The sequence below is a fragment of the Collinsella sp. AM33-4BH genome, assembly GCF_003469205.1.
In the GTDB taxonomy this organism is placed as follows: Bacteria; Actinomycetota; Coriobacteriia; order Coriobacteriales; family Coriobacteriaceae; genus Collinsella.
This window is the reverse complement of sequence record NZ_QSIN01000010.1, coordinates 1-23,446: the sequence shown is the minus strand read 5'-3', so window position 1 is coordinate 23,446 and position 23,446 is coordinate 1. Positions and strand designations below refer to the sequence as shown.

The following is a 23,446-nucleotide window of genomic DNA, read 5'->3' as shown; positions in this document are numbered from 1 at the left end:
CCGAGCGGGCTGGATATTGTGCTTCAACGTTGCATTGCTAAGTTAGAAAAACCTAACTTTACCTGCAAGAATACATGCCGCTGGCCCTTACTGGACCTCGACGACGGCAGCCTCCTCCTTGCGGATGGAAAGCTCGTAGCCGCGCACGTTGATCTCGACCGGATCTCCGAGCGGTGCGACCTTTACGACCTTAAACGACGTGCCCTTGATGAGCCCCAGGTCCATAAGGTGACGGCGCAGTGCACCCTCACCGTGAAGCTTGACGATGGTAGAGCTCTCGCCCACCTTGACGTCACCCAACGTCTTCATGTACTTGTCCCCCTTTCAGCTTTTTGCGAAATGCTACGAACTAACCGACGGTCATGATGTGCATGGCAACCTTGGAATCGATACCAAAGCGTGCACCCAGCACCGTGACGATGATATTGGCGCCACTCGAGCTCACCACGTGGATCTCGTTGCCCTCGACAAAGCCGAGGTCCTTGAGATGGTGCTTCATATCCTCATTGCCCTTTACGCGAGACACGCGCACGGTTTCGCCCGCTTTTACCATCGAAAGCGGCATAGCCGGCATCTGCGGTCCGCAAGACATGAGTGAGCTCCTAACGTCAGTTCGTCCTCAACATCGACGCAGCAAAAGTTAACCACGTCTATGTTCGCTATAGTAAACTAGCACGTGGTTAACTTTTTGGAAAGGGTCCCCATTTAGATTTCGAAAAAGTTTCCTATACGAAACAAAAAGGCGCGGCAAAGAGCTGTCCTTTGCCGCGCCCTGTCATGCTTAGAGCGAGAGGTTTCTGATCGATGTGACGCAGGAAGCCTCGTCTACGCCCGAAACGCGGAAGATGATGTCCTCGCCGCACTCGCCGTAGAGAGCCATGAGCCCCATTACATCGCGGCCGTCGGTATGGCGATCGCCGATACTGACCGATACGTTGCTACGATGCTTGGCAATGATGTCGTAAAGCAGCGCAACCGGGCGGGCATGCAGTCCCAACGGATCTTTAATCGTCTTTGTAAACTCGACCATGTCCCCTCCCGCGGCATCGCACATTCGGCCGGCAAACCCAACCACGTGGTAGTTATTGTAGCGTTAGATGCTTGTCGAGAGCTCCTCTGAACACCTCGTGGGCAAAAAGTGGCAAATATGAGTACTGTCACCGATTTAGTAGCAGCAAAATCGCGAGCAAAGTGCCTGCTTTGAGCGATTCGAAGAGGTTGAAAGCCGTCAAACGCCCTTTAAAGGGGGTTAGATAAATTGATTTTGAGCCCGTTTTTGCTCAGAACAGGCCGAAAAATATGACACCTCTTTTGCAACAGTACTCATATTTGGCATTTTTTGACCACGGGGTCCAAAACCATGCCCCAAAACACAAAAGGAGGGGCCTCGTAAGGCCCCTCCTTAGGAAAGGGAATCGATTTATTCCACAGCCGTAGATTAATCCTAGCCGCTACTCCATCATGTCGAGGACGGAGGGGCGAAGCTCGTTCTCGGCGGCCTCGGGATCGGTCTCGCGCAGGCGGTTGATGTAGCGGTTGTACCACATCACGGCAAGGCCCAGGAAGACAACTACACCGCCAACGTTGTAGACCAGCGTCAGCCACAGAGGCTGATCGAGCGGAATGGTGCCGCAGATAAGCACGAAGCAGAAGACAACGAGCAGGAAGGCGGCAATGACCAGACCGAAGGTGCGCGAACCCATACGGAAGTCGCGGGGCGCAGCGTCGAAGTTCTTGCGCAGCATAAAGTAGGCAAGCAGAATCAGCAGCGGCGGGAGCAGAGCGGTGGCAGCCGTCATGTTGGTGACGATCATGAGCAGGTCGTCTAGGTTGCCGGAGCCCAGGGCCGGGATGATCAGGATGGGGACGACGATGGCGAACTGCAGCCGGGCAGCGCGGGCAGGAATGCCGTGCTCGTTGAGCTCGACGATCTTGCTACCAAAGACGCCCTTGGGGATCTCGGTGAAGAAGACCTTGATGGGAGCAGAGGTCCACATCATGAGGGAGCCCAGCGTGGCGGCAAGAAGGATCAGGCCAATGACGCGCGTGGACACTTCCATGGGAATGCCAAAGTGGGCAAAGACAGCGCCGAATACGTCGAAGATACCGGTGGAGATGGCAACGCCGCCCTCGGGAATGAACAGGTTGACCAGCAGCGAAGCGCCTGCATACAGAAGGCCGATGGTCAGGCCGGCGATAACGACGGTGCGCACGAAGGCCTTGACGCCACCCTTAAGGTCGTTAAGGAACACGCCGACAGACTCAGCGCCGCCAACGCCCTGGATGATCCAGGCAAGCGTACCGAAGAAGCCCCACATAGTTGCGAAGTTGCTCGTGTCGGGAGCCATGTTAGCGGGGGTAGGAGCCGTAGCGAACTCGGCTCCGCCAAAGGCAGCAGCCAGGGACAGCAAGATGAACACGGCAGTCAGGCCGAGAGCCGCGGTCGAGCCGAAGGAGGAAATGGAGCCGATCCACTTAGCACCCTTGGTCGAAACCCACGTGGCGATAGCAAAGACGACGATCTCGATAATGGTGATCCACAGCTGCGAGAGCTCGGCATTGGCACCAAAGAACACGCAGCTCGCGTAGATGATGACGTTAGGCAGGACGGACGCAAAGTAGAACAGGTTAACGAACCAGTAGCTAAATGCCGTCAGGAATGCCCAGCGACCGCCCATCGAGGTCTTGACCCAGGCGTACACGCCCGACTCGGAGTCCTTGTTAAGGCCGACGAATTCGGCGGTAACCAGGGTATAGGGGACAAAGTACAAAAGCGTAGCGAAAAAGAACGACGGCGCAGCTGCCAAGCCGATGGCCGCGTTGTTGTTGATGATGTTCTTGATACCGAACACGGCGGCGACCGTCATGCCCAGCAGAGCGAACGAACCAATCGTTCCTCGTTTTTCAGAGCTCATAAGCCCTCCCAATCATCCGTTATATCTCATCTAAAACCGTCCGGACTGCAAGCGCAATCGTGGACGGCGCACCTGCTAAGGGGAATGGGGAAAAGGGAGTCAACAAAGCCATCCCCCTTAACGGCGCGAAGCAAACGTCCAAACGGACGAATACTACTTGTTGGGGAAGGAATAACCTTCAACCGTCACGTGCAGTACCACGACGCGGGAATCCGCGGCATCGGCCACGACACGGTAGGCCTCGTCAATTTCGACGACGGCAACGCCGCCGGCGGGAATCGTCACGGTCTCCCCCGCACCCTCAAAGCGCTCGCGATCATCGATATCGCTGTAAGCACGGATGCAGGTGAGGTCTGCCTTGGGGGCAACCTCGACGGTCAGGTCGCCGTCGAGCGGAGCGAGCACGGCATGGTAGCGACGGTGACCGACCAGATCGGCGGTAGCGGCCTCGCGGGCATAGACCCACCAGTACACCAACGAGTCGCCGATGGAGTAAGCCACGTCGTGCTGCAGGTCGGCAACGCCATCGAGCGCCTGACCGGTGCGCATCCACTTCTTGACGGACTTCATCTGAGCGTCGAAATCGGCGCGCGAGTTAAAGACATGCATGACTTATGCCTCCTTAATGGGTGCCAGCGCCTGAGCCAGATCGGCAGACGTCAGCGGTCGCAGGGACACCTCAAAGCTGAAGCTCTCAAAACGGGTGCGGTAGGAATCGAGCACCTCGGAACCCCAAGAGTTCGAACCAAGGCCGAGCAGCTGGTCGTTGATATTGACCGTAACCGTGTCGCCCTTGACAAGGTCGTAGACGTGCTTGGCGTTATCTATAGCCTCGCAGCTATAGGGCCATGCCGAGAACGAGAACGGGTTGGAGGCGGCGTCGCTCGGACGCGTCACGACCAGACCGTCACCGTGGCTAGAGCGCAGGGCGACCCAACGGGTGCCCTCGCGGTTAGCACAATCCTGAGGCATAACGTAGGGCGTGAACATGTCGTCGACCGTAGTGCGGTAATGACCGACCGGGTTGGCGCGCAGCGAGTCCGGATAGTTCTCGCCCGGGCCGTGGCCATACCACTCGACGGCACGATCGCAACCGGGGACCTCGAAGGAGATGCCGATGCGCGGGATGATATCCGAGTAATCGCCGTAGGGCTCGCCGGAAACCTTGAGGTCGACTCGACCGCTCGGAAGCACGGTGTAGACGAGCTCGACGCGCATGCCGAACGCGCGGACGGGAGGAGCGATACGCTGGCTCACGGTAACGACGACCGCATTGCCATCCTGCTTCCAAGAAACCTTGCGGGTAGACGTCTGCATCACATCGATGAAGTTGTCCTTCCACAGTGAGTCATACTCCTGGGCATGGTTATCGACGAGCGGATGCCAAAAACCAACCTGGGGACCAGAGGCCATGACGTCGCGGCCGGATGCCTTCCACTCGCTCACGGTACCGTTGACTTTGCTGAAGGTCAGCTCGCCGTTGAGGGAGTGGATGCGGATCTCCTGCTCGGTCTCCTCAACCGTAAGCTCAGGACGAGCGGGGGCCACGATGGTCGGCGCCGGATGGTTTGCGATGGCAAACTGGCTAGCGCCCAGCTGGAACATCGGCTCGCACCAGACGTGAGCGGCCATGGTGTAGGCGCGCACGGTCAGCAGGGTCTCGCCCACTGCGGCCTCGCGAATCACCAGTGGCAGCTGGACGGACTCGCCGGGGGCAACCGCGCCGGGCATGAGCGTCTTGCGGCAGACCACGTCGCCGTCCACCAGGGTCTCGGCCGACAGGCAGACATCCTCGAGGGTGGTGAACCAACGCTTGTTGGTGACGGTCAGCTCGCCTGCCTCGGCGTCATAAGCCATGCGGACCGGGCAGATAACCTGGCCGTACTCGGTAAGGCCCGGACTCGGCTGCTGCCAGGGGAACACCATGCCATCGATGCAGAAGTTGCTGTTGTTGGGGTAATCGCCGTTGTCGCCACCATACATATCGTAGGCAACGCCGTCCTCGGTCACAGCAGCCAAACCGTGGTCGCACCATTCCCAAATGAACTGGCCCTGGATGCAATCCCAACGATCGAAGACCTCCTGGTACTCGGACAGGCCTCCGGGACCATTGCCCATGGAGTGACCGTACTCACAGTTGATGCGCGGCTTGGGGAATGGGTGCTCGCCAAAGTCGTTCATCTGCGAAACACGGGAGTACATCGTGGAGATAACGTCGACGGTATCGGCGTTGCGGTCCTCCTCATAATGGACCGGACGATCATCGAGCTCGTGAGCCTTGGCGTACATCGCGCGGATGTTGCAGCCATAGCCGCTCTCGTTGCCCATCGACCACATAATGATGCAGGCGTGGTTGCGCTCCTGCATCACCAGGCGCTCAATGCGGTCGACGTAGGCCGGCTCCCATGCCGGATCGTCGGTGACCAGGGCGATGTTGCCGATATTCTCGAAGCCGTGGCTCTCCATATCGGTCTCGGCGACCAGCATGATGCCATACTCATCACACAGCTCGTAGAAGCGCGGGTCATTGGCATAGTGAGAGGTGCGCACCGCGTTGATGTTGTGCCGCTTCATGAGCTCCAGGTCGCGGCGCATGCGATCGAGGCCCACGGCGCGGCCCTTGTGATCGTCGTGATCGTGGCGGTTGACGCCATGCATCTTAAAGTAGGTGCCGTTGAGGTAGATATGATTGCCCTCGACCGTCACCTCGGCAAGACCCTGGCGATGCGGAACGTACTCGCTGGCCTCGTCGCCATCGTAGACCTCAAACGTAAGGTCATAGAGGAAGGGGTCCTCGGGATTCCAGAAGTGGGCATCGGCAACGCTGCACTCGGCATGGCCGTCGACGCACTCACCCGTAGCCACCACGTTTCCGCCATCGCTGAGCGTATACACGACGCGGGTAGCGCCCTCGGCCACCGTATCGAGCGTGATCAGAGCGGCATCGCCCTCGCGGTGCGTGCGGAACCTAAAGTCGACCAGGTGCGCGGCGGGACGCTGCATAAGGTACACATCGCGGAAGATGCCCGAGGCCCACCACATGTCCTGATCCTCGATATAGCTGCCATCACTGTACTGCAGAGCCTTGACCGCAAACAGGTTGTCGCCCTCGACGAGCGCGTCGGTCACGTCAAACTCGGCAGACAGGCGCGAACCCTTGGTCATGCCGATAAACTGACCGTTGACGTACAGCTCACCATAGCTCTCGATGCCGTCAAAGCGAATGATCTCGCGAGCGCCGGCAGGCACGGCGGGAAGGTTGACGATGCGCTGGTAGACGCCCGTGGGGTCGTCGGAGGGAACGAACGGCTGATCCACCGGGAACGGGAAACCCTCGTCGGTGTAGGCAAGGTTGCCATAGCCATCCACCTGCCACAGGTGCGGAACCTCCACGTGATCCCACTCGGGCTCGTACGTGGAGAGCTCCTCGTTGGAAACGGCAGCAGGCCCCTCAAAGAGGCGGAACTGCCACGAGCCGGACAGCTGGACAAACCCGCGCGACAGCTCGCGGCTGTACGTAGCGGCGAGATCGGCGGTCTCGTAACCCATAAAGTACGCATGGGGTGCCAGGCGGTTCCTGTGGGTGAGCGCTTGGTTTTCCCAATCGTTAATGGCGTCCATGGTGATGCTCCTTCGTCATCGTAGTGATTCTTGTGCAACCGGTTGTCCTTATCTTACGGGCGATGCAAAAAATTGTGCAACCGGTTGTCCGCTGAACGGTCGATTTGGTCGGATTAACGGTGCAACCGGTTGTACAGCTGCGACACTTATGTCACCCTGAGTATCGAAACTCAGCGCAAAACATCGTTCTTAAGCTCGTAGGCAACCGCCACGCCCGCTGATATCTCACCCACACGAGACGTATTCGATTGCGGCTTGGTTGCAAAACGACACCTGTCACCGGATATCATGAACGCTGTTCAGGTGCACTATAGTAAGCTGTATCCGCACCAGCCCGTATCAGTGACAACATCGACCGCATTTTCCAGGAGACGCCATGACCCAACCAGTTCGCACCGCACCTACGCTTGCCGAGGTTGCCGCAGCTGCCGGCGTGTCGCGCTCCACGGCATCGCGCGCCCTCAACGATTCGCCCCGCATTAGCGAGGAAACCAAAAAGCGCGTCCGTGCGGCGGCCAAGAAAGTCAATTTTGTCCCCAATGCCCGTGGCCGAGCGCTCGCTGTCGGGCGCACGGAAATCATCGCCGTGCTCGTGACCGAGCCCCTGAGTGAACTCTTCAGCGACCCCACCTATAGCGAGTTTTTGAGCGGTATTACCGAGGAACTGTCGGAGTCGTCCTATCTGCCCGTTATCTTGCAGGCGTCTTCTACGCATGAGCGCAACCGCGCACGCGAGCACTTTGAGCGCCGCTCGTTCGACGCCGTGATCGACGTCTCCCCCTACAAGGGCAGCGAGCTGCTCGAGGTGCTGCGCGAGCTGGGCGTACCCACCGTGTTGTGCGGCCAGCTCGAGGGCCACCCCTATCGCGATGTGTTCTCGACGGTCTACTCTGACGACGAAGAGGGCGGACGCTTTGCGGCACACGCCATGAAGGAGCGCGGGCGCAAAGATATCGTCGCCGTGTTGGGACCGCAAGACAACCCCGCTGTTGTCGACCGCCTGCGCGGCTACCGCGCCGTCTTGGGCGAAGACCTCCCAGACGCAAACGTTATCTATACCGGCTGGAACAGCGGAGACGGCTATCAGGCCATGCGCCAGATCCTCGCGCGCAAGATTGCTTTCGATGGCGTGCTCTGCGGATCGGACCGTATCGCGGCTGGCGTCATCACCGCACTCAACGAGGCAGGCCTATCTGTTCCGGCGGAAGTTTCTGTCGTCGGCTTCGACGATCACGAGATTGCGACGCGCTGCGTCCCCGCACTCACGACCGTCCGCCAGCCCCTGCGCGAAGAAGGCCACATGGCCGCCAACATTGCGCTCGACATGATCAAGGGTGCCGAGCCCACCACCACCGTCATGCACATGCAGCTCGTTCAGAGAGACTCGCTGTAGGAAACTGGGCCGGGCTTTCCGCCAGACAGTTGCTGTGGAAAGCCCGGCCCGTTTTGAGCGCTCATTCTGGGGCACAGTTTCCGTTAGACAGCTCAACCGGAAACTGTGTCCCATTATTTTGCCGAATTCTGGGTCGCGCTTTCCCAGAGGACCCCCTTTGGGAAAGCGCGACCCGTTCTGGACGCAGATTCCGGGACGCACTTTCCGCGACGCCCGGTCATCCCATGCCCTCACAATCTCGGCGCATAAAAAACGAGGGAAGGCACGCGTCCTTCCCTCGTTGCGGGCAATATGTAGCCGCTCGCTTACATCAGGCGCAGGCTGACATCCTTGAGCTGGGCGCCGGAAACGGCACTCGGAGCGCCCGACATAAGGTCGGAGCCGCTGGCCGTCTTGGGGAACGCCATGACGTCGCGGATGGAGTCGGAACCGGTGAGCAGCATGCACACGCGATCCAGACCCAGAGCGAAACCGCCCATCGGGGGTGCACCAAACTTGAGCGCCTCCATGAGGAAGCCAAACTGCGACTCGGCGCGCTCCTCGGTAAAGCCCAGGAGCTTGAGCATGGACATCTGCATCTCGGCGTTGTGGATACGCATACCGCCGCCGCCGGCCTCAAAGCCGTCCATGACAAAGTCGTAGGTGCACGAACCGGCTGCCAGCGGGTCGGCCTCGATCTTGGCGATGTCGGTCTCGGTCGGCAGGGTGAAGGGCTGGTGCTCGGCAGCGTAAGCCTTGCGATCCTCGTCCCAGTGGAACAGCGGGAAGTTGACGACCCACAGGAAGTCGTGGCCCTCGCGCTTGATCTCGAGCGCATTGGCCATGTGGGAACGCATGCCGCCCAGGATCTCGTCGGAGAGCAGGCGCGGACCGGCGGCGAACATCACAAGGTCGCCGGGCTCGACGCCCATGCGCTCGCGCAGAGCCGCCATCTCCTCGTCCGAGAAGAACTTGACGATGGGGCTGTTGATGGAGCCGTCCTCGCGGAATGCGATCCAGGCCAGGCCCTTGGCGCCAAACGTGGAGGCCACACCGGCGAGCTTATCGATCTTGGCGCGAGCCCAGGCACCGGCGCCCTTGGCGTTGATGGCCTTGACGACGGAGCCCTCCTCGTTTGCGGCAGTCGCAAAGACCTTGAACTTGGAGTTGGCAAAGATGTCGGTCAGGTCGACCAGGTGCATGCCATAGCGGGTATCGGGCTTGTCAGAGCCATAGGTGTCCATGGCTTCCCAATAGTCCATGCGGCGCAGCGGCGTGGGCATCTCGACACCCATGCGGCCGAAGGCGTCGGCCAGGACCTCCTCGAGCGCGCTCATAACGTCGTTCTGGTCCACGAAGGACATCTCGATATCGACCTGGGTGAACTCGGGCTGACGGTCGGCACGCAAGTCCTCGTCGCGGAAGCACTTGGCAACCTGGTAGTAGCGCTCGACGCCACCGACCATAAGCAGCTGCTTCAGGAGCTGAGGGGACTGCGGCAGGGCGTAGAAGTTGCCCGGCTGGATGCGGCTGGGAACGATGAAGTCGCGGGCGCCCTCGGGCGTGGACTTGAACAGGGAGGGCGTCTCGACCTCCATGAACTCACGGTTGTGCAGCGCCTCGCGAATGGCAAAGGTAAAGTCGGAGCGCAGCTTGAGGTTGGCCATCATCTCGGGACGACGGAGGTCCAGATAGCGATAGCGCAGACGGGTGTCCTCGCTGGTCTCGATGCCGTCCTCAATCTGGAACGGCGGGGTGACGGATGTGTTGAGCACCTCGGCGTGGTCGGTCAGGACCTCGATCTCGCCGGTCGCGAGCTTGGTGTTGGTGGTCTCCTCGCCACGGGCGCGCACGACGCCGTGAATCTTGATGGGCCACTCGGGACGCATGGTCTCGGCGATCTTAAAGGCGTCGCCGTCGGAGTGCTCGGGGTCGAAGGTGAGCTGCGTGATGCCCTCGCGGTCGCGAAGGTCGCAGAAGATAAGGCCGCCGTGGTCGCGGCGACGGCTCACCCAACCGGTGAGGGTGACCTCTTCGCCCACGTTCTCGCGGCGAAGCTCGCCGCAGGTACGGGTGTGCATGGAATGCTCGTCGATGGGACGGGTCTGGCTCATACCAGTGATCCTCCTTTATGGATCTGTGCCGCCCCGTGTCGTTCCGGGCGGCGTCGTACAGATTTGCCTGGCCTGCGTAAACCGCGCAGCCAGACATGGCGTTCTATCTTATCGCACCTGTGTCGATGTGCCGCGAAAAAGTAGCTCTTGCCCAAAGACTTGACGGAGACGAAACAATTGACACGCCGCGGCACCCGCCCGCACTCGTCACGTGCGACAATATGCCCCAATAAAACAGCACTCGGAAAGGCCCGCCATGACTGCACGCCTCATCGTTATGGATATCGACTCCACGCTCATCAACCAGGAGGTCATCGACCTGTTGGGCGAAGAGGCCGGCGTGGGCGAGCAGGTGGCACAGATCACCGAACGCGCCATGCGCGGCGAGCTTGACTTTAAGCAGGCGCTCGAGGAGCGCGTGGGGCTGCTCGCCGGCCTGGACGAGAGCGTGTTCGAGCGCACCTTTGAGCGCGTGACATTTACCCCCGGCGCGTTGGAGCTTGTGCGCTCAGCGCACAGCAAGGGCTGGAAGGTCGGCGTGGTAAGCGGCGGCTTTCACGAGGTCGCCGACAAGATCGTGGCCGCCGCGGGCATCGATTTTTGCCTGGCCAACCGCCTGGAAGTCGTGGACGGCAAGCTCACCGGCAAGCTGGCGGCCGACATCGTGACCAAGGAGTCCAAGCTCATCCAGCTGCTAGATTGGGCAGTTGAGTGCGGCGTCGATATGGCCCACACGGTCGCGATCGGCGACGGCGCCAACGACATCCCCATGATTCAGGCCGCGGGCACGGGCATCGCGTTTTGCGCCAAGCCCAAGACGCGCGAGGCGGCCCCGTTTGCCATCGACGAACGCAACCTGATGCTCGCCATGGACATCATCCTGCGCGACTAGTCAATCCATCTAACAAGTGAATCAGTCTGTCCTATAGTTTCCGAACAATTTTGTCTTAGTGTTCGGAAACATACCCTTTGAGTGCTAGACTTTGCGCCGTCGAAGGGAACATATATGGATAAGCGAGATCTTGAGCAATTGCTGAGCGATGTTGCCGGCGGAGCAGTCACCCCTGCCGACGCCCTCACGCGCATCCAGACGGCTCCGACCGCCGATTTGGGCTTTGCGCAGCTCGATCTTTCGCGCGGGGTGCGCCAGGGAGCCGGCGAGGTTGTCTACGGGGCCGGTAAAACCGCCGATCAGATTGCCGCCATTATCGAAGCACTGCGCGATGCCGGCCAGGAGCGCATCCTGGTCACGCGCTTGGATGCCGAAAAAGCCGCGCGCACCGCTGAGCTTCTCGGCAACGGCATCGACCTGGGATATGTCCCGGACGCCCAGCTCGCCCTCGTGGGCGGCAAGCCCTCCCCCACCGGCAACGGACGCATCGTCGTCGCCTGCGCCGGCACGAGCGACCTGCCCGTCGCCGAAGAAGCCGCGTTGACGGCCGAGTTCTATGGCAACGAGGTCGACCGCCTCTACGACGTAGGTGTCGCCGGCCTGCACCGCCTACTCGCGCATGCCGAGGAGCTTGCTCAGGCGCAGGTGGTCATCGCCATCGCCGGCATGGAGGGCGCACTGGCGAGCGTTGTCGGCGGCCTGGTAAGCTGTCCGGTCATAGCCGTTCCCACCAGCGTGGGTTACGGCGCGAGCTTTGGTGGCGTAGCCGCGCTGCTCGCCATGCTCAACTCCTGCGCCAGCGGCGTTTCGGTCGTCAACATCGACAACGGCTTTGGTGCCGCCTACCAGGCAAGTCTTATCAATCATCTGGGCGCCGGCACGCCCTGCGCCCGTTAAGGAGCATTCCATGTCCAATCATCAGCACACGCTTATCATCGACGGCACCTCGGGCATCAGCGGCGATATGACCGTCGCGGCCCTGCTCGACCTAGGCGCCAGCGAGGAGCACCTGCGCGAGCAGCTCGCCACGCTGCCGGTCGACGGCTTTACGATCGCCGTCACACGCGTAAGCAAGCATGGCATCGACGCCTGCGACTTTGACGTCCAGCTTGCAGAGGAACTCGAGAACCACGATCACGATATGGCCTGGCTCTACGGCAACAAAGCGGCTGCCGAGCACACACACGAGCATGAGCACCACCATCATGATCATGGCGAGCACGAGCACGAGCACTGCCACGAGCATGACCATGAGGCCCACGGTCATGGCCACGAGGGTCACCATCACGCCCACGGCCATCACCACCGTTCTTTGGCGGACGTCACCGCCATCATCGATGGCTCGCAGCTAAGCGATGGCGCCAAGCGTCGCGCCCTCGCCATTTTTTCCGTACTCGCTGATGCCGAGGCAAAGGCTCACGGCAAAACGCCCGACACCGTCCTGTTTCATGAGGTGGGCGCCGTCGACTCCGTCGTCGACGTCTGCTCCGTTGCCATCTGCCTCGACGATCTGGGTATTGAGGATATCGTGGTCGAGTCGCTCTCCGAGGGCCACGGAACCATCCGTTGCGCCCACGGCCTTATGCCCATTCCCGTCCCCGCTGTCGTCAACCTGTGTCAGGCGGGCAATATCGCCCTCACGCCTGCACCGGTCGCTGGTGAGCTCGTGACGCCCACGGGCGCTGCCGTCGTCGCCGCACTGCGCACGTCCGAGCACCTGCCGGTCCGTTACCACATCGAGGCCGTCGGCTACGGCGCCGGCAAGCGCCCTTACGAGGGCTGCTCCGGCACGCTCCGCTGCCTGCTCGTTCACGCGGACGCATAGCCATGGATGCCCGCAAGGAAAAAAGCCGCGCCGCCATCGTTGCAGCATTCTCCGAGCTCCTTCGCGAGGAGGACTACGGCAAGATCACCGTCGGCGACATCATCGCTCGCGCCCATGTGGGTCGGGCCACGTTCTACGGCCTCTTCAAGAGCAAAGATGACCTACTGTCCGAACTCGTGAGCGACATCTGCACCCACGCCCTCGACGACGATGGCACACCGCTCGATGATCCGCTCGTACAAGTCGAGCATATCCTCAACAACCTCTGGGAACGCCGCCAGGGCGTACGAGCCCTCGTAGCCGGCGCCGGCTCACGCGTCTTCGCCGACTGCTTACGCAAGACCATCATGTCACGAGCAGCCGAAACCGTCCCCACCGACCCAAACGGCCCCGCCGCCACCATGGACCGAAGCTTCCTACTACACCACATAGCCTCAAGCTTCGTAGGAATGGTCCAATGGTGGGCCTGGCACAACTTCCAAGCCAACAAATCCAACGTAGCCAAAGACTACCTCTCAGCCATACAGCCCCTCTTCAGCTAAGTAAGAAGCTCATCCCAAAGCATCACCCCAACCTAGGGCGCCACGCATCCCAAAGTGTCAACAACAGCTCAACGCCCCTATCAGCAACAAGCCCCTCCCATCCAAATTCAGATATATGTTGGGTTGCTTGCTCGAGCGCAGCAAAGATCCCGCAGCTGGCCGCATGGGGTAACTTCCCAGCGCATTCCGCAGGACGCAAAAAGGCTCGCCGCACGAAGTGCGCAGCGAGCCTTTTTGCATGTCCGAGGACGCGCTGGGAAGTTACCCCATGCGGCCAGCGGACAACTATGTAGCCTTCGACTAGAACATGCCCAAGAAACCATGCACAAACAGCGCGGCCACAATAGCACCGACAAACGGCGCGATGCCAGGAACAAGCAGGCCATACTTCCAGTTGTTGTCAGCCTTGTTCTTAATCGGCAGCACCTGATAGGCCATGCGAGGACCAAGGTCACGGGCCTGGTTCATGGCGAAGCCGGTGATGCCGCCCATGCCCATGCCAACGGCCCAGACAATCAGGCCGACGCAGATGGCGAGCAACAGAACGTTCTCGCCAGCACGGCTAGCAGCAGCAAGGATGGCGCTAATGAACACGAAGGTGCAGATGGCCTCGCAGAAGAAGTTGCGGGCATAGTTCGTACCCTCGGTGGTGGGGTTGGTCGAGAAGATGTTGCGCTGGGCAATGGGGTCGACGACGCCCTCGGAAGCCTTGAACTCATCGGCATACATAAACCAAGCGATCACGGCACCCACAAAGCCGCCGAGCATATCGGCAAGCATGAAGGGGATGCAGTTGCCCCACGGCACCAGGCCGACGATGCACTGGGCAAGCACCATGGCGGGGTTCATGCACACGGCGCCGCCAAAGATAAACAGGCAGGCCGAGATACCAAAAGACCAGGTGGTGATGGCAAACATATGACCAGAGCCCTGATACTTGGTGCCCTTGAGCACGGTATCGCAGTGCACGCCCACGCCAAAGACGATCATGAGGGCCGTCGCGCCGAATTCGCAGAGGAGTTTGGTAAGCATAAAACCTTATCTTTCTTGTCGGTTATAAACGATTCGTTTGGGCCACGCACTAGTGCTGCGCGACGACAACGCCCAGGCCATCGGGAATGACGGCAACCTTGGCATCGGCACCCTTCATCTCAAAGGCGAGCTTGAGCGCCTCCTCGATAGTGTTGACCGGCGTCATGTGCATATCCTTGAGCATCTGGTGATCGCACAGGTCGGTGACCATGATCACGGGGTGATGCGCCAGGATGCGGGCAAAGATCTGGCTCGTCCACTGGTCGGGCAGGGTCTCGTCCTTGGGACGGTCGATGCAGGCGCGCTCAAACTCTGCCGGATCGTTGTCGGCGATGTTGTGATAGAAGCCCTCGCCACCGTGACCGTCGGCACAACCGGCGACATCGATGATCACACCGCCCTCGGGAAGCGTGGCCTCGGCAGCGCACATGCCCTTCACGGCCTGATAGATGTTCTGGTCGAGCGGGTAACCACCGTTGGTAGTGATGGCAATCTCGCACTCGACGGGCTCAACGCCGGCAAGGCTCTTCACGAAGTCGCAGCCGGCCTCGTGCGCCTTGTGGATGTCGCCGGCAAAGGAGCCAATGACCTCGTGCTTGCCGTTGAGCACCACGTTGAGCACAAAGGCAAGGTGAGCCATCTCGGCAGCGGCAAACATATCCTCGCTCACGTGGTTGTGGCACAGGTTGCCGGCACGCGAGTGGGAATCGTTCACAAACTGACCATTGTGGTTGTACATGATGGTCTTGTAGCTGGCGATGCCAGGCAGGACGGACTTGCGGCTACCAGAGAAACCGGCAAAGAAGTGCGGCTCAATGAAGCCCTCTGCAAGCAGCAGGTCGCAATCGGCAGCGATCTTGTTGATAATGCACTCGCCACCAGAAGGCAGGGTGCCGATCTTTTTCATCATGCTGTCGTCAGTTGCGACGTGCATGACGATTTCCTCGTTGGCAACGATCTCCTCGCCATACTTGTTGACGAGCTCCTCGTGCGTCGACGGACGGTGCATGCCCGTAGCAACCAGAATACGCACACGGGCCTCGGGCGCAGCGGCATGAATGTGATGCAGCAGAATAGGCATCGTCACACGCGAGGGAACGGGACGCGTATGATCGGAGCTAATGATGACGATGTCCTTTTTGCCAGCACAAAGCTCCTCGAGCGAAGGCGAGCCATAAGGGTTGGCAAGCGACTCCTCTACCAGCTCTTCCTGCGATTTCGTAGTCTTAAACTCGTTTTGGTGACCTTCCATCACACCCGCGAAGTTCTTATCCTCGAGTTCCAGATGCAACGTCTTGTGGTCAAACGGCAGTTCACATTCAAACAATGACGAGCGCCCTCTTCCTTTCAACTGACACACTAGATAAACCGTTGGAAGGATACGCCGCTCACCGAAAAACACCACCGTCTACCGACCCATTAACACAACGTTCATATTTGACCCACAACAAAACGGCCGCGATCCCAAAAAGGACCGCGGCCGGAACAGTCGTAAGGCGAGAAGCGCCAAATGCATCTCAATCCCAATCGATAAGACGCGAGGCGCGAAGCGCACAATTCTTCTCCTCAGCTTTAATCCCCGAAGACCGAGGACGAAGGGGCCCGATGGGTTTCCCTCTGAATGCATTCCGCAGCACGAAGCCCCATCAGAGTGCGCGAAGCGCGCTATCTTTTCCTCAGCAGTAATCCGCCGAAGACCGGACATCGCAGGGCCCGCCATCAGCTTACTTATAGGCACACTCCGCAGGACGCAAGAAACCCTCGCCGCACGAAGTGCGCAGCGAGGGCTTCTTGCATGTCCGAGGACGTGCTTAAAAGTAAGCTGATGGCGGGCCCGGACGACTACAGGGCTATCGATTACCCCGTGTTCTGCAGTCCTGCCGAGACGCCGGTCACAGTCGAAAGAATCAGGCTCATATACTCGGCCTTCTTCTCCTCCGCCATCTCGTCCTGGTTCATACGCACCTCGCGAAGGGCGCGGACTTGGGCGATGGACAGGGCGTCGACGTAGGGATTGCGCACGCGAACGGCGCAGCCGAGCACGCGGCGGCGCTGCAGCGGCCACTCGTCACCGACGATGGCAAGGACCCACTTACGGGTGAGCTGCATCTCGGTGAAGACCTTCTCGGACAGATCCTGGCGATCGCCCAGGTGCAGATACATCTTGGCGATGCGCTGGTCGGTCTTGGCGATCGACATCTCGATGTTGTCGATGAACGTGCGGAAGAACGGCCACTCCTGGTAGGCAGCCTTAAGCTGGTCCAGATCGCCCAGCTGCTCGCAAGCGGTGCCCAGGCCGTACCAAGCGGCCAGATTGATGCGCGCCTGGCTCCAGCTGAAGATCCACGGAATGGTACGCAGGTCATCAAGCGACTTGGCGCCCAGGCCGCGCTTGGCGGGACGCGAGCCAATCGGCAGCAGACCGACCTCGGTCAGCGGCGTCACGGTCGAGAACCACGGTGTAAAGTCCTCGGTGTTCAGCAGGTCCAGATAGCGCTCGTGGCTTGCGGCGTTGAGCTTCTCGGCCATATCCCAGAACTTCTGCGTGGTCTCGGTGTTGGTCTTCTCGACACTCGGGGCCGACTGCAAAAGCGTTGCGGCGGCAACGGACTCAACATGACGCTGAGCCAGCGTGCGGTTGCCGTAACGGGCAAAGATGACCTCGCCCTGCTCGGTGAGCTTAAAGAAGCAGTTGACCGAACCCTTGGGCTGCGCCAGCACGGCCTTGTTGGCCGGACCGCCGCCACGGCCCACGGCACCGCCGCGACCGTGCATGAGCACCAGGTCGATATCGTTCTTCTCGGCCCACTTGGCAATGCGCTCCTGCGCGGAGTGCAGCGCGAGCATGGCCGTGGTAGGACCGGCATCCTTGGAGGAGTCGGAATAGCCCAGCATGACCTCCATGCGACGGTTGGTCTGGGCAAGGCGCTTTTGCACCACGGGCAGCGTAAGCATCTGGTCGAGCACGTCGACGCAGCCCTCGAGGTCCTCGAGCTGCTCAAACAGCGGGATCACATCGAGCTCGGGAACGTCTTCCTCGTGTGCAAAGGACAGGTGGGCAAGCTCAAAGACGTCGGCCACATGCTGGGCGCTCTTGGTGAACGAGATGATGTAGCGATGCGCCATCTTCTTGCCGTAGCGCTTCTGGATGGAGCCGATAGCGCGGAAGGTGTCGATGACCTCGCGTGTCATGGGCTGCAGATCGCCATGGATACCGTTCTCGTGGATATCCTTGAGGGCGCGGGCGTGCACCACGGAGTGCTGACGGAACTCCATCTCGACCATGTGGAAGCCGAAGGACTCAACCTGCCAGATGATGGTCTGGACCGGGCCGTAGGCAGCACGGACGGCACCGCAGGCAGCCAGCGAGCGCTGGACGACGCGCAAGTCCTCCAGGAACTCATCGGCGCTGTGGTACATGGTGTCGGTGATACGGCGCACGGTGGCGTTCAGACGGTCGGCCATGACGAGCATGACGGCGCGATGCGGCTCGTGCTCGGAAATCAGCTCGGCGCGAGCCGTGTACTGGGTACTCATCTCGACCTGATGGTTCCACAGGTTGATGAGCTCGGCAGACGGCTTGCTGTAGGTGGCCTCGAGCGTAAGGTTGCGGCCAATGCGGCGGCACTTGTCCTCGAGCTTGAGCACCATGTGGGTGAAGTACTTGGCGGCGACCTCACGGCTCACCTTGGCGGTGACGTTAGGGTTACCGTCGCGGTCGGAACCGATCCAGCTGCCGGGATGGAAGAACGCCGGGCACAGCGGCGGCACGGTGCCGGCCTTGTCGCCCAGCACCCAGTCGTCAAAACGACGATAGATGACAGGGATAACGTCGAACAGCGTGTTATCGAAGATGTCGATGATGGTATCGGCTTCCTCGACCGGCGTGGGCTTCTTGAGCGCGATGGGGCTCGTACGCACCAGGGCGTCGATCTCCTGCAGCATATGGCGCTCGTTCTCCACCAGGTCGGAGCCACCCAGACGCGGACGCTCCTCCAGCAGGTTGGAGATACGGCGAATCTTGCCCTCGACGGCCTTACGACGGGCCTCAGTGGGATGCGCGGTAAAGACGGGGTGGAACTCAAGCTTGCCGAGCAGCTCGTTGGCGCCCTCGACGCCCAGCTCATTCACCAGCTGGTGATAGGCGACGGTGAGCTCGTTGGCGGGATCGACCTCGGTATCGGTCGACGCACCGGCCTCACGCTCGCGCAGCTGCGCCACACGGTAGTTCTCCTCAGACAGGTTTGCCAGGTGGAAGAAGCTCGTAAAGGCGCGGACGATAACCTGCTGCTTATCGAGCGGCAGACTATCGATCAGATCGACGACTTCACGAAATGCCACGGCGGTGGGCTCGTCGGCGGTGGGCACGCCCTGCTCGTCGACGGCCTCGTCAGCGGCACGGCTACCGGGGTTGCCGGCATTGGCCACAATCTCGGCTGTCAAAATCTTGTCGAACAGGTCCGCGATCTCGGGATCATACTCGCTAAGCACACGGCGCTCCAGGCGCAAGAACAGCGCCAGATTGTCGCGCAGCTCCTCGGGGATCTCGATCTCGGCGAGACGCTCCTTGGACTCGGCATTCGAGCCGATTCGGTTAACGAGGCGGTTGACCACGGCAGCGACGCGCGCCGCGGCTTCGGGTACAGACTGGTTGCTTAGGTTCTCAGCCACGTTTCCTCCCATTCCTCCTTCTATGCACGTAACATGCGGTATCCATTATAGGCACTCGGCAAAAACTTTCGGAGCTGATTGCGCTTTACCACACAAAAGTATTTTCTGCATTGCAAGGGTTTTTGCCCCAAATGGTCGTATTTCTCGGTGGACGGCATACGCAAACGGGGGCATTCCGCATAAAAGCGAAACACCCCCGTAACAATCGCTCTCCATGAGCAGGGCACGTTAGCAGCCCCGCAGCTCAAAAAACATGCGCTACAGGCGCTCGCGAACCGCCTCGACCACGTTGGCCAAATCGACGAGAACCTCGTCGTGACTCTGCATGTCGCGCACCTTGACCTTGCCGGCGGCAAGCTCGTCGCCACCCAGGACCAGGATGAGCTTGGCGCCCACCTTGTCGGCCTGCTTAAACTGGGCCTTGAGCGAACGACCCTGGTAGTCGGCCTCGGTCACGATCCCTGCGGCGCGAAGCGCCTGCGTAATGGCAAAGACGTTCTGACGCAGATCCTTGCCGGCGTTGGCAACGTAGACGCACGGGGTCTCATCGGCGCCCAGGTCGCTGCCAAAGGCCTGCAGGGCCAGCAGGGCGCGCTCAAAACCGACGGCGAAGCCGACGCCGGCCGTGGGCTTGCCGCCCTCGAGCTCGACCAAGCCGTCATAGCGACCGCCGCCACCGATGGAGCCGACACCGGCGCCGGGAGCCTCGACCTCAAAGACGGTACGGGTGTAGTAGTCCAGGCCGCGCACCAGGGTGGGATCCTCGACGTACTCGATACCGGCGGCGTCCAGATAGCGCTTGACCTGCTCGTAGTGCTCGCGGCACTCATCGCACAGGTTGTCGCCCATCAGCGGGGCGTCGGCCATGATCTCGCGGCAGTGGTCGTTCTTGCAGTCGAAGGCGCGCAGCGGGTTAAGCTCGGCGCGCTCGCGGCACTCGTCGCACATCTCATCGGCATGGTCGAGAATGAACTGCTTAACCTGCTCGCGATAGGCCGGACGGCATTGGGCATCGCCCATCGAGTTAATGAGCAGACGGAGCTTGGACAGATCGAAGCCCAGGCGCTTGTAAAACTCCATGAGCATAATGATGCACTCGGCGTCTGCCGCCGGATCGGGAGCACCGAGCCACTCGATGCCCACCTGGTGGAACTGGCGCAGGCGACCCTTCTGGGGACGCTCGCCACGGAACATGGCCTCGGCGTAGTAAGCCTTAAACGGCGTGGAGCCCTGGGGCACCAAGTTGTTCTCCACGACGGCGCGCACCACGCCAGCCGTGCCCTCGGGACGAAGCGCCAGGCGCTGCTTGGGCTTGAGCTTGGTATCGGTGCCCTCGGTAAAGACGCGCTCCAGGTTGGCGCCGCTAAACACGCGGAACATCTCCTTGCGCACGACGTCGGTCGACTGGCCGATGCCGTGGACAAACACGTCCACCTGCTCGATGGCGGGCGTCTCGATGGGCTTAAAGCCAAACGGCTCGAACACGCCGGCAGCGATCTGCTGCATCTTTTGCCAAGCGCGCATCTCAGCGCCGATAAGGTCGCGGGTTCCCTCCGCCTTCTGTGCCTGCATGGGCAAACACCTTTCTTTTGTATCGCGTCATAGGTAGTGGTCATTATACGGCACAAACACAAACAGCGGCGGTGCATCTGACCGAACGAGGGTATGGGGACTCGTTCGGCCAGATGCGCCGCCGCGGTGTGCAATCTGCAATCCTTCCGCCTCTTCGGATCACAAAATCCGTTGGACGGAAAGACTTCGGGTCATCTCTTGAGCCCGTGGCTACATGGGAAACCGAATGACGGTACGAGCATCCATTCGGCTTCCAAGGCAGCCACGGACAAAACGGGGCAAAGAGCTACGAGCGACGTCGTCCCTACTCCCCCGCCACGCTCGCGCGCAGCTTAGCCGCGATGGGCTCAGACGCCAGCAGGAACACCAGCATTGCCACCGAGCACGCCAGACACACGATCCATGTGCTCGTAAAGGAGCCCGTGGCATCGAACAGTATTCCCGAGACGATGGCGCCCACCGTGCCGCCAACCATCTCGAGCGAGGTAATGGTGCCCGTGACCTTACCCAGGTCGGCCATGCCAAACTGCTTAGACGCAGCGATAGTGGGCGTTGGAGATGGTGTACTGCGCAAGGGAAATGCCCAGGTCGCTGACGATCAACGGCTGGAACAGGCTCATGCAGTTGACGAAAATGGTGTAGCACGTGGCCATGATCACAAAGCCGGAGGCCACCACGAGCCAGCCGGGGAAGAACTTACGTTGCTGAGACATACTGTTCCTTTTTAAGCAAACGAGTAGCAAGATTGGGTGCTACCGGTGGTCGGCGATGTAGCCCAAAGCGACGGCGGCATAAGCCGCGGCGCCAAGGGGAAGCTCGGCATCGCTAAAACGTGCCTTGGGATGATGCTGAGCAAAATGCTCGTCCGTATCAGTCACAGCAGCGCCCACGGTAAAGTACGCGCTCGGGATCTCGCTCGAGATCAACGCGAAGTCCTCGCTCGCCATGGCGTGGAACAGCGGCAGGAAGGCGGACTTGGGCAGCACCGCGCCCACGTAGCCAAGCGACGCCTGCGTCATGCCGTCGTCGAGTACGAGCGGGGGAACATCCGAGAGTGTCTCGATAGTCGCCGGCGTACGATAGGTCGTGGCAACGCCTTTGACGACCTCCGCGATGCGGGTCTTGAGGCGCTCCATGAGCTCGACGTCGAAGCCACGCAGCGTTCCCTCGAGCACACAAGTGTCGGGGATGACATTTGCGGCCTGACCGCCGGCGAACTTGCCAACGGTAAGCGCGACCTCCTTGGCCGCCGGCACCTCGCGGGAGATGAGCTCCTGAAGCGCCAGATGCACATGGACGCCGGCCGTGATGGGGTCGATGCAGATCTCGGGGCTCGAGCCATGGCCGCCCTTGCCCTGAAGCGTGATGCGAAAACCGTACACGCCCGAGAGCGCCGGGCTGCCGTAGAGCACCAGGCCAAGCGGCGACTGGCTATTGACATGCATGGCAAAGGCGACCTGGGGGCGCGGGTTCTGCAGCAGACCGTCGGCGATGGCGGCGCGGGCACCCTCAAAGGTTTCCTCGCCCGGCTGGAACAGCAGCTTAACCGTGGCGTTGGCATCAACAAGCGCGGACTCGCGGGCCTTGAGCAGGCGCGCCGCTCCAAGCAACGCCGTTGCGTGCATATCGTGTCCGCATGCGTGCATGCAGCCGTTCGTAGAGGCGAAAGGCTCACCTGACTCTTCGGCAACGGGCAGGGCATCCATGTCGCCACGGAGCATGATGACCGTACCGGCCTGCTCATCCGTGCAGACGCCATTGCCTTGGGCCGCGGCGGCACCGGCGCCGACAAGGCCCACAACGCAGGAACCATCAACGAGCGTGGCAAATGGGATGTCCATCTCAGTCAGGCGCGCTTGGATATACGCAGAGGTCTGTGGGAGGCTATTACCCAGCTCGGGCATCTGGTGGAGATCGTGTCGCCACGCAGCGAGCTCGTCTGCAAAAGCCTGAGCTTCTGCAACGAGACCGTCACCGATAGCGGTCTGCGCCGCTGCGGTGGCCTTGGGCGCTGATTGCGGTTGAAGATCGGACAAAGCTGGTGCCATAGATGCCCTCCAGTATCGTTTTTGCAGCAAGCACTTTGATAGCGTAAAGTGCAAGGTACTACTTTAAGGGCGAGGCATCAAAACCACCCCTAAAAGGGGTGGTTTGCTCTTAGGGTATAACCCTTGGATTTCCGGCACGCGTCTAAAGGCGCCGGCCCTCACGGGGTTCGGGCCGCACTGCAGGTTGACCCGTGACGGGCCGGTCAAACCGGCGCTATTTGCGCCCCGGCCCCCTATCGAAGGGGTCCTCGCACTCCTTGACGCTCAGCCGGTCGAGCGCGATGTCGGCCTTCTCCTGCTCCCGGATGTACTTCGCGATCGTCGCCTCGTTCAGGCCGACGGTGGAAACGTAGTAGCCCTCGGCCCAGAACTTCCTGTTGCCGAACTTGTACTTCATGTTCGCGTGCCTGTCGAATACCATCAGCGAGCTTTTCCCCTTCAGATAGCCCATCACGCTGGACACGCTGTACTTCGGCGGTATCGCCAGCAGCATGTGGACGTGGTCGGGCATCAGGTGCCCCTCGATGATCTCTATCCCCTTGTACTGGCAGAGCTTCCTGAAGATCTCCCCAAGGTCGGACCTTATTTGGTTGTAGATGACTTTGCGCCTATACTTCGGCGTGAACACGACGTGGTACTTGCACATCCACTTCGTGTGCGACAGGCTGTAGGCCTTCTGGGCCATACGCCACCACCGCCCTCTCGACTCGGATTCCTTGCGGCCTGAACAATCGCAAGTGTCCGGCGAGGGGGCGGCTTTGTAAAGCCGGTTGTCCCCACCCGCATAGCGGGTGGTTTCTGATGCGGCGCGCTGCGCGCCCCGCACAGGCTAAAGCCTTTAA

At 60.7% G+C, this 23,446-nt stretch carries 20 protein-coding genes; 5 read left to right on the top strand and 15 right to left on the bottom strand.

Annotated features, from left to right (window positions below):
• Positions 1–87 precede the first annotated feature (87 nt).
• The 6 genes from DW821_RS08040 to DW821_RS08015 form a co-directional block, all read right to left on the bottom strand.
• Positions 88–309: a FeoA family protein gene (locus tag DW821_RS08040; RefSeq protein WP_006234774.1), complete on the bottom strand. Its 222-nt coding sequence runs from the start codon at positions 307–309 to the stop codon at positions 88–90.
• Positions 310–349: 40 nt separating this feature from the next.
• Positions 350–592: a FeoA family protein gene (locus DW821_RS08035; RefSeq protein WP_022094360.1), complete on the bottom strand. Its 243-nt coding sequence runs from the start codon at positions 590–592 to the stop codon at positions 350–352.
• Positions 593–781: 189 nt separating this feature from the next.
• A complete protein-coding gene (locus tag DW821_RS08030) occupies positions 782–1,030 on the bottom strand; it encodes an HPr family phosphocarrier protein (RefSeq protein WP_158559602.1) in 249 nt (82 codons plus the stop codon).
• Between the two features lie 421 nt (positions 1,031–1,451).
• The gene (locus tag DW821_RS08025) at positions 1,452–2,915 is read right to left on the bottom strand and encodes an amino acid permease (protein ID WP_118066404.1); all 1,464 of its coding nucleotides are present in this window, start codon (positions 2,913–2,915) and stop codon (positions 1,452–1,454) included.
• A gap of 153 nt (positions 2,916–3,068) precedes the next feature.
• On the bottom strand, positions 3,069–3,524 hold the full coding sequence (locus DW821_RS08020; RefSeq protein WP_117765414.1) for a hypothetical protein: 456 nt from the start codon (positions 3,522–3,524) through the stop codon (positions 3,069–3,071).
• Between the two features lie 3 nt (positions 3,525–3,527).
• Positions 3,528–6,536 (bottom strand): glycoside hydrolase family 2 TIM barrel-domain containing protein, encoded by a 3,009-nt coding sequence (locus DW821_RS08015; protein WP_117797114.1) that lies wholly within the window; start codon positions 6,534–6,536, stop codon positions 3,528–3,530.
• Between the two features lie 376 nt (positions 6,537–6,912).
• On the opposite strand from DW821_RS08015, the gene DW821_RS08010 reads away from it, so the two are divergent.
• The gene (locus DW821_RS08010; RefSeq protein ID WP_117817674.1) at positions 6,913–7,929 is read left to right on the top strand and encodes a LacI family DNA-binding transcriptional regulator; all 1,017 of its coding nucleotides are present in this window, start codon (positions 6,913–6,915) and stop codon (positions 7,927–7,929) included.
• 305 nt (positions 7,930–8,234) lie between these two features.
• Here the strand turns inward: DW821_RS08010 and aspS are convergent, their stop codons facing one another.
• Positions 8,235–10,022 carry an aspartate--tRNA ligase gene (aspS, locus tag DW821_RS08005; RefSeq protein ID WP_117817672.1) on the bottom strand — a complete coding sequence of 596 codons (1,788 nt, stop codon included), beginning with the start codon at positions 10,020–10,022 and terminating at the stop codon, positions 8,235–8,237.
• A 256-nt stretch (positions 10,023–10,278) separates the two neighbouring features.
• Between aspS and serB the strand changes: the two genes are divergently transcribed.
• From serB to DW821_RS07985, 4 genes are all read left to right on the top strand, one after another.
• Complete coding sequence (gene serB / locus DW821_RS08000; RefSeq protein WP_117563673.1) at positions 10,279–10,914, top strand: phosphoserine phosphatase SerB; 636 nt, start codon at positions 10,279–10,281, stop codon at positions 10,912–10,914.
• A 114-nt stretch (positions 10,915–11,028) separates the two neighbouring features.
• Positions 11,029–11,811 (top strand): nickel pincer cofactor biosynthesis protein LarB, encoded by a 783-nt coding sequence (larB, locus tag DW821_RS07995; RefSeq protein ID WP_117773175.1) that lies wholly within the window; start codon positions 11,029–11,031, stop codon positions 11,809–11,811.
• 10 nt (positions 11,812–11,821) lie between these two features.
• Complete coding sequence (locus tag DW821_RS07990; RefSeq protein ID WP_117773177.1) at positions 11,822–12,739, top strand: LarC family nickel insertion protein; 918 nt, start codon at positions 11,822–11,824, stop codon at positions 12,737–12,739.
• Positions 12,740–12,741: 2 nt separating this feature from the next.
• Complete coding sequence (locus DW821_RS07985; RefSeq protein WP_118066402.1) at positions 12,742–13,281, top strand: TetR/AcrR family transcriptional regulator; 540 nt, start codon at positions 12,742–12,744, stop codon at positions 13,279–13,281.
• Positions 13,282–13,581: 300 nt separating this feature from the next.
• On the opposite strand, the gene larD is transcribed toward DW821_RS07985, so the two are convergent.
• The 8 genes from larD to tnpA form a co-directional block, all read right to left on the bottom strand.
• Complete coding sequence (gene larD, locus DW821_RS07980; RefSeq protein ID WP_118066400.1) at positions 13,582–14,313, bottom strand: D/L-lactic acid transporter LarD; 732 nt, start codon at positions 14,311–14,313, stop codon at positions 13,582–13,584.
• 49 nt (positions 14,314–14,362) lie between these two features.
• Complete coding sequence (larA, locus tag DW821_RS07975) at positions 14,363–15,640, bottom strand: nickel-dependent lactate racemase (RefSeq protein WP_118066398.1); 1,278 nt, start codon at positions 15,638–15,640, stop codon at positions 14,363–14,365.
• A gap of 530 nt (positions 15,641–16,170) precedes the next feature.
• On the bottom strand, positions 16,171–18,984 hold the full coding sequence (locus tag DW821_RS07970) for a phosphoenolpyruvate carboxylase (RefSeq protein ID WP_370221242.1): 2,814 nt from the start codon (positions 18,982–18,984) through the stop codon (positions 16,171–16,173).
• Positions 18,985–19,242: 258 nt separating this feature from the next.
• Positions 19,243–20,556, bottom strand: a complete 1,314-nt coding sequence (gene hisS / locus DW821_RS07965) for a histidine--tRNA ligase (RefSeq protein ID WP_118066395.1) — start codon at positions 20,554–20,556, stop codon at positions 19,243–19,245.
• 304 nt (positions 20,557–20,860) lie between these two features.
• Positions 20,861–21,076: a hypothetical protein gene (locus DW821_RS07960; RefSeq protein WP_117842800.1), complete on the bottom strand. Its 216-nt coding sequence runs from the start codon at positions 21,074–21,076 to the stop codon at positions 20,861–20,863.
• A 10-nt stretch (positions 21,077–21,086) separates the two neighbouring features.
• Complete coding sequence (locus tag DW821_RS07955) at positions 21,087–21,269, bottom strand: hypothetical protein (RefSeq protein ID WP_117842799.1); 183 nt, start codon at positions 21,267–21,269, stop codon at positions 21,087–21,089.
• A 39-nt stretch (positions 21,270–21,308) separates the two neighbouring features.
• Positions 21,309–22,604: a M20 family metallopeptidase gene (locus DW821_RS07950; RefSeq protein WP_118066393.1), complete on the bottom strand. Its 1,296-nt coding sequence runs from the start codon at positions 22,602–22,604 to the stop codon at positions 21,309–21,311.
• A 214-nt stretch (positions 22,605–22,818) separates the two neighbouring features.
• Positions 22,819–23,289, bottom strand: a complete 471-nt coding sequence (gene tnpA, locus DW821_RS07945) for an IS200/IS605 family transposase (protein ID WP_118066391.1) — start codon at positions 23,287–23,289, stop codon at positions 22,819–22,821.
• Positions 23,290–23,446: the final 157 nt, after the last annotated feature.